Origin of the sequence: Streptomyces sp. AB3(2024) (genome assembly GCF_041862025.1) — a bacterium.
GTDB lineage: Bacteria > Actinomycetota > Actinomycetes > Streptomycetales > Streptomycetaceae > Streptomyces.
This window is the reverse complement of the sequence record NZ_JBGWAB010000228.1, coordinates 1-7,082: the sequence shown is the minus strand read 5'-3', so window position 1 is coordinate 7,082 and position 7,082 is coordinate 1. Positions and strand designations below refer to the sequence as shown.

6 protein-coding genes and 1 pseudogene are annotated in these 7,082 nt (G+C 70.3%); 3 read left to right on the top strand and 4 right to left on the bottom strand.

Annotation, left to right across the window (positions count from 1 at the left end):
- Positions 1 to 375: 375 nt before the first annotated feature.
- The gene (locus ACEPPI_RS39175) at positions 376 to 873 is read left to right on the top strand and encodes a hypothetical protein (RefSeq protein WP_373920027.1); all 498 of its coding nucleotides are present in this window, start codon (positions 376 to 378) and stop codon (positions 871 to 873) included.
- Positions 874 to 1,155: 282 nt separating this feature from the next.
- Here ACEPPI_RS39175 and ACEPPI_RS39170 read toward each other — a convergent pair.
- Positions 1,156 to 1,604 (bottom strand): annotated as a pseudogene (locus ACEPPI_RS39170) (TIGR03842 family LLM class F420-dependent oxidoreductase); the annotation flags it as partial.
- Between the two features lie 239 nt (positions 1,605 to 1,843).
- Here ACEPPI_RS39170 and ACEPPI_RS39165 point away from each other — a divergent pair.
- On the top strand, positions 1,844 to 3,916 hold the full coding sequence (locus ACEPPI_RS39165) for an NAD-binding lipoprotein (protein ID WP_373920026.1): 2,073 nt from the start codon (positions 1,844 to 1,846) through the stop codon (positions 3,914 to 3,916).
- A 28-nt stretch (positions 3,917 to 3,944) separates the two neighbouring features.
- Here the strand turns inward: ACEPPI_RS39165 and ACEPPI_RS39160 are convergent, their stop codons facing one another.
- On the bottom strand, positions 3,945 to 4,235 hold the full coding sequence (locus ACEPPI_RS39160) for a hypothetical protein (RefSeq protein ID WP_373920025.1): 291 nt from the start codon (positions 4,233 to 4,235) through the stop codon (positions 3,945 to 3,947).
- Between the two features lie 389 nt (positions 4,236 to 4,624).
- Here ACEPPI_RS39160 and ACEPPI_RS39155 point away from each other — a divergent pair, with 389 nt between their 5' ends.
- Positions 4,625 to 4,849: a hypothetical protein gene (locus ACEPPI_RS39155; RefSeq protein ID WP_373920024.1), complete on the top strand. Its 225-nt coding sequence runs from the start codon at positions 4,625 to 4,627 to the stop codon at positions 4,847 to 4,849.
- Between the two features lie 59 nt (positions 4,850 to 4,908).
- Here the strand turns inward: ACEPPI_RS39155 and ACEPPI_RS39150 are convergent, their stop codons facing one another.
- Together ACEPPI_RS39150 and ACEPPI_RS39145 are read right to left on the bottom strand one after the other, a co-directional pair.
- Complete coding sequence (locus tag ACEPPI_RS39150) at positions 4,909 to 5,820, bottom strand: hypothetical protein (protein ID WP_373920023.1); 912 nt, start codon at positions 5,818 to 5,820, stop codon at positions 4,909 to 4,911.
- A gap of 421 nt (positions 5,821 to 6,241) precedes the next feature.
- A partial coding sequence (locus tag ACEPPI_RS39145; RefSeq protein ID WP_373920022.1) for a TIGR03842 family LLM class F420-dependent oxidoreductase occupies positions 6,242 to 7,082 on the bottom strand: 841 nt, incomplete at its 5' end.

The window sequence follows — 7,082 nt, the reverse complement described above, 5'->3', positions numbered from 1 at the left end:
CTTCATCAGGCTGATGACCTGGGAGGCGGGCGGGTCGGTCTGCAGGACGAGGCCGAAGTCCATGCGTCGCTCCTTGCTGGGGAGTGCGGGCGCCGGGGCGTGCGGGCCCCGACCACGTCCAAGGCACCGAGCTGAAGCACCCCGTGCTGACGAATGGGACACCTGTGCTTGCGGCGGGCGAGGCGGAGATCGCTGGAAGCGGCGGCAACTACTTCGGCATGCAAATCAACAGGCAGAGTGGACACTACTGGCCCTCGCAGGAGAGCCTTGACATCGGGAAGGAGGCATTCGAACGTGCGGGAATCCCCATTCTCTGACCGTTCCCCTGAGACTCGCGGCCACCACGGGAGCGGGCGCCGGTTTCTCGGTTCTTCATTGGAGGACCTGGAACGGAACCTGCTGACAACCGAAGCGGTGGCCTGGCCGCTGGAACGCTGGGAACAGTTGCACGATTTCGCTGTCGGCGGCATGCAGTCCCCTGGTCTCTCAGACGAAACAAGGCTCCGCTGGGGTCATCTCGCTCTCACCGCAATCTCAAGAAAGGAGCCGAGCCAGACGCCGCAGCAGACGATGGCCGATTCTGCCCACGTGCGCGCATACATGATCCGGGAGTTCGGGGTCAGCAACGCGGATGCGGCCCGGGACCTTCTTGCCCTCTGTTCGGAGATCCTGCGGAACGTGGGAGTGTCGCTGGATGCAGGGGCGCGGCTCGCCGAAGGATGGAAGTCAGGACCGCGGGATCAGATGCTGCAACTACGGCGGATCAAGAACATGCTCACTCCGCTACTTCCCGTCCGCGCACTCTTGACGGGTGACGACTCGACCTTCCAGGAGACGCTCGCCTGGCTGGAGCTCGTCCCACGCCTTCCTTGAATGACGTTCGTCGTAGACACAGAGAACCGCCCGTCTGGACGCATCACGTGGTACACATCGAGCAGTCCGAGGTCAGAAGACCTCTCAGTCGGTGACGAGGTCGGCCACGACCTGCGTGAAGTTGGCGTAGGGCGTGGCACCCGAGATGACGAAGGCGGCGGCCAGCGCCGCAAGGGTGACGGCAGCGGTTCTGATCTTCATGACGTCCCTCGGTTCGGCACCGGCCACACCCCGGGGCCGGCCCAGGCCAGGCCGCCTGCCCGGCCTGGCCTGGGCAGGCGCTCAGTCCCGCAGGGCTGGGATGATCTGCTGCCCGTAGGCGTCGATCACGGCCTCGCGCGCGTCGTGCATGTCGTAGAAGGCGAACTGGTCGACGATCTCGTCCGGGACGAAGTCGGTGGACGGGTTTCCGGCGCGGCCGTGGTGGCTGTAGTCGTAGCCCTGGCGGGCCTTGACGTACTCGGTGAGCTCGTCCGGGACCATGCCCGAGTGCTCGCCGTGGCAGGAGACGAGGTCGGCGACGTGGTTGCCGACCATCCCGCCGAACCAGCGGCACTGGTCCCGGGCGTACGCGAGATCGTCACCCACGTAGGAGGGCCTCCGGGCCGTACGCGGGCCATCCAGACGGGGAGTCTGCCGTCCTTGATCCACGGGATGCGGAGCGGGTTGCCGTCCACCACCGCCTCGCGGCCTTCGGCCAGGTCGCGGATGACCTCGATGGCCTCGCCGACGGGGAACGGCGTCGGGAAAGGGCAAGGATCGTCCCCGAACCGCACCTGCCGGTGACCGCACCGGCACCAGAGTGCGAAAGAAGGGGCGAACCGTCACGCGTAGGGCGGAGTTCACGGCTGTGCCGCTCGGATGCGTGCCCGCACCACTAACCTGGAGCCCGTACAAAACCGCCGATGCCGGGCAGACAGAACGCAGCTCAGCGTCCGCTCCGACATCCCAGCCCAGCAAGGGACTCCGGTTGACGGGACGCAGGACCACCGCCCGACGCGCGAACCCTGCCTGGCCGCGGCTGCGCTACTGGTTCGACACCATCGTGGCCCGCGGCACCGCCGTGCTGATCGGCTGGCTCACCCTCATGTGCCTGGCCATCGTGGTCCCGGCCAGCGCGGCCCTCGTGTGGGCCAGGCAGGACGGGCCCACCACCTGGTCGGAGCAGGTCGTGGCCGTGTGGGTGAGCGTGGGCCAGACGCTGAAGATCGGCGGCGCCGTCGGCCGCCCCCTGTACGTGCTCATGTCGGTCCTGCTGGCCCTCGTCGCCCTGCTGTTCGTCTCCACCCTCGTCAGCCTCATCACCAACGGACTCAACGACAAGGTCCTGGCCCTGCGCCGCGGCCGGTCCACCGTCCTGGAGGCCCGGCACACGGTGCTGCTCGGCTGGTCCGACCAGGTGTTCCCGATCATCTCCGAACTGGTCGAGGCCAACGCCAACCGGCGCAGGGCCGTCATCGCCGTCCTGGGGCCCAAGGACAAGGCGGAGATGGAGGACGAGATCGCCACCGCCGTCGGCCGGCTCGGCCACACCCGGCTGATCTGCCGCAGCGGCGTCACCACCGACCCCGCGGTCGTCTCTCTCGTCAGCCCCGAATCGGCCCGCGCCGTGCTGGTCCTCACCCACGAGGGCGAGGACGGTGACGCCCACGTGGTCAAGACACTGCTCGCCGTGGACGCCGCCGTCCGCGGGCGGGGCAGCCCCGCCGTGGTCGCGGCGGTCCGCGACGGCCGCCACAAACGCGCGGCGGACCTCGCCGCGGGTCCCCGCGGCAAGGTGCTGGACATCGAGGACGTGACCGCCCGGCTCATCGCCCAGACCTCCTGCGAGCCCGGACTCTCCCTCGTCTACCAGGAACTGCTGGACTTCGCCGGCGACGAGATCTACACCGTGGCGGACCCCACCCTGACGGGACGCACCTTCGGCGAACTGCTCCTCGCCTACGACACGTCCAGCGTCATCGGTCTCCTGCGCCGCGCCGGGAGCGAGGCGGACGAGGACGCCGACGGGACCGGCGGGTCCGGCCGGAGCCGCGTCGAACTCAACCCCGCCACCGACAGCGTGCTGGGCGAAGGCGACCGGATCGCCTTGATCACCGAGGACGACGACACCGCCACCCCGGCCGCCGAGCCGCTCGCCGTGGACGATCGGGCGATCGTCGCACCGCCCAGGACTCCCCGGCCCCCGGAACGCTTCCTGCTGCTCGGCTGGAACCACCGCGCCCCGCTGATCATCGACCAGCTCGACGCGTCCGTGCCGCCCGGATCCGTACTCGTGGTCATGGCGGAGGGCGAGGAGTGCCTCCGTGAGGCCGACCGCTGCGCCCGGGCGCCGGGCCGGCGGATGCACGTCGACGTCCACCGCGGCGACATCACCGATCCGCGGGTCCTGGACGACCTGGACGTACTGTCCTTCGACCGGGCCATCGTCCTCGGATACGACGTCCGGGACACCGCCCCCGGGGCGCTCACGGGCGACGACAGGACCCTGGTGGCCCTCCTCCACCTGCGCGCGCTGGAGGAGGCAGCCGGTCGCGATCTCGCCGTCGTGACCGAGATGACGGACGACCGGAGCCGGTTGCTGGCTCCCGCCCGGGAGGGTGCGGACTTCATCGTCGGCGGCCGGCTCATCAGTCTGCTGATGACGCAGATCGCGGAGAACCGGCACCTCGCCGCCGTCTTCGACAGCCTGTTCTCGGCCGACGGCGACACCATCCACCTGAGACCCGCGACGGAGTACGTCCGGCCCGGGCACCCGGTCGGATTCGCCACGGTCGTGGAGTCCGGCCGCCGCCAGGGGCACTGCGTCATCGGCTACCGGCTGCACGAAGCCGTTGCGCAGGGCCCCTCGTACGGGGTGCGGCTGAACCCCGACAAGCGGGAGCGGCTGGCCTTCGGCCCCGAGGACTCGGTGATCGTCCTCGCCCCGGGCGCCGGGGTCACCCCGCTCCGCGAACGGTGCCGCACCGTCCCCGGAGCGCGCGGCGGCGGGCTGCCGGGCCGGCCCCCCGGGCGGGACGACGTCCCGGGCGGCGGCTGGTGACACGGCCGGGCGGTACGGGGCGGGTGGGCTACCTCGGGCTGATCGTGACCTTGTAGGTGGCACCGGCCCTGCCGCGGGTGCTCACCGAGACGGTCTGGCCGTGGTCGTCCCAACTGGCCTTTCCGCCTTGCGCGTCGACGCGGTAGCCGCCCGGGTAGGTGTCCCTGGGCACGCTGATCTGGGTGAGGCCCTCCGCGTTGTCGCGGGTGCGGAAGGTGAGCGTGTAGGTGCGTGTGGCCGGGTCGTACGCGAACCGGAGCGGGTCGCCCGCGACGGCTCGCGCGTACGGCTGGACGAGCAGCCGGGCGTTGGGCTTCACGGCCCCCGTCTGGTCGAGGAAGCAGAAGAGGACCTCGCCGAAGCGTCCCGTCCCCTGGAAGACGTCGGCCGGCCCCTGAAGGGCGGATCCCGGTTGATCGACTGGACGGCTCCCGCCCCCCGGCATCGGGGCAGACCTCCGCTTCGACACCCTGGTCAAGCCGGGAAGCTCCCTGCCGGCCTGGATCGTCTGGGGCGGCAACACCGCCGACAACCCCGACTGGGCGATCCGCCTCTCGACGCAGGCCACCGCGGCCCGCCCTCCGGCCTCGACGCCCCGGCCCGCACCAAGGCGCTGAACTCCCGGCCGGCAGGCCCCTCAAGCCGGCGATGGAGCCGGCTTCGGCGGACCCGCGGTACGGTATTCCCGGTGAGTGGCACAGTGGGGTGGTGATCCCTAGAACTGCGAAGCCGTCCCCATGGCCCGCGACCGCCGCCTTCCCGGCGAAGAACGGCTGGTACCTGCCCACCACCACCTGGCGGGAGATACTCAAGGCCGCCACCGAGGCGGGCCGGGACATCACCCCCAACCTGCTGCGGCTGCCCCAGCTGGCCGGCAGCGAACTCGTCGCCCGCGTGGCCCCCCTGTACGCCTACCTCGGCTTATCGCACTGAAACCACCGGTGGACAGTGAAGAACAAGCAGGAACCCTTCGTGCGAGCGGCCGACGTGGTTCAGCGGATACGAGCCCTAGCCCTCGCCTGGGCGCGCGCGAAGATCGGCCGTGCGAGTTCGAGGGTGTTCCCGAGAACCGTGACGAACCCGTTCACCTGCTGCCGAGCAGCCTGCTCCAGGTCCGTAGGCAGCTCGAAGATGTCCGCCATGTCGCCGGCCTGCGAAGCCCAGTCGGTGCGAACGCCCTGGTACTCCTGCCAGTTCATCCGGTGCTCCTCGCGAGCACGCCGGAGGACGTCCTCCGGCGCCCCCTCGAAGGCCAGGATTTCGTTCACCCGCAACTGGAGTTCCCACATCGCCACGGCCTGATCCGTGGTGATGGGCGCGACCGCGGGCCCGAAGCCGCGAACGATCTCGGGGAGTCCCCGCGCCCGCCACGGACTCGCGACGGTACTGAGAGCGTCCGCGATGTTGTCGAAGTCCGGCCTCCGGCTCTCCTCCCCGTCGCGGATCCAGTGTTCCGCGATCCGACGCTGCCCACTGGTCGCCGCCGGATCCGCGAACTGGGCGACGACCTTGCTCGCGGTGCTCCTACGTCGCCGTCCGGAGCCGATGCCGACGCTTTGCGACCAGGTCCGAAGTGCCCTACGTGCCTGGACGTCCGGGACGACGGTGTCGTTCATGCACCAGGCGTACAGCACCACGGGGATCATGGTCCGGTGCGGTACGCGGGCGAGCGGTGACCTGAGCTTGGCAGCGTTCAGCTCGTAGAACAGCCGACGCTGCTCCGGCGGATGGATCCGGCGGTCGCTGCCCCGCTGCGATGTCTTCCGGTAGAGCGGAGGCGCGAGGAGACCCACTTCGACGTAGTCGGTGACCGTCCGCGCAGTCACCTTGATTCCCAGGGAGCGGGCATCCTCCACCAGGTCGTCAGCCGTCCCGGCCGACCACTCGCCCGGCTGGTCTGTCATGGGCTGGAACTTACACCGGGATGGAGCCGATCGAGCAGGACTTCTCAGGCTTCGCCGCCGCAGAGTGGGGAGCAACGAAACGCCCTCGCGCCGCTCCCTCTCGCAAAGTCGGCGGCACGAGGGCCTCGAACCCCTTTGGAGGGCCCATGTACCACCGTACGCGCTACCCCATCCGCCGCCGACCCGTCCGGGACCACCGCCCGGCATGGCGGAAGGGCATCCTCACAAACTTCCTCCGCGTGGCCGGGGGAGCGGCTGTGACCACGGCCGTCACTGTGGGGATCAACCACCTGATCCGCTGAACCGACGGCGCCCCGCGGCGCCCCAGAAGCGGTCAAGCGGCCGGCGGCGGGGGCCAAAGCGTTCACGCGCGGACGCCTGTGCCCCCGGCCATGGCCTCGGGGGTGATGCAGCAGGTACGTCAGTCACGCAGCGCCGGAATGACGTGCTGCCCGTAGGCGTCGATCACCGTCTCGCGTGCGTCGTGCATGTCGTAGACGGCGAACTGGTCGACGCCCAGGTCGCGCAGGGCGCGCAGCTTCTCGATGTGGGCCTCGACCGGGCCCAGCAGGCAGAAGCGGTCGACGATCTCGTCCGGGACGAAGTCGGTGGACGGGTTTCCGGCGCGGCCGTGGTGGCTGTAGTCGTAGCCCTGGCGGGCCTTGACGTACTCGGTGAGCTCGTCCGGGACCATCGAGGAGTGCTCGCCGTAGCGGGAGACGAGGTCGGCGACGTGGTTGCCGACCATCCCGCCGAACCAGCGGCACTGGTCCCGGGCGTGGGCGAGGGCGGACGCCGAGTCGTCGGCGGTGACGTACGCCGGAGCCGCCACGCAGATGGTGATGGACGCCGGGTCGCGGCCCGCCTCGGTCGCGGCCTGCCGGACGGCCTTGATCATCCACTCCGTGAGGTACGGGTCGGCGAGCTGGAGGATGAAGCCGTCCGCCTTCCGGCCGGTGAGGGCGAGGGCCTTCGGGCCGTACGCGGCCATCCAGACGGGGAGTCTGCCGTCCTTGATCCACGGGATGCGGAGCGGGTTGCCGTCCACGACCGCCTCGCGGCCTTCGGCGAGGTCGCGGATGACCTCGATGGCCTCGCCCAAGCGGGCGAGGGTGTTGGGGGCCCGGCCCGCGACCCGCATCGCGGAGTCACCGCGGCCGATGCCGCAGACGGTGCGGTTGCCGTACATGTCGTTGAGGGTGGCGAAGGTGGAGGCGGTGACCTCCCAGGTGCGGGTGCCCGGGTTGGTGACCATCGGACCG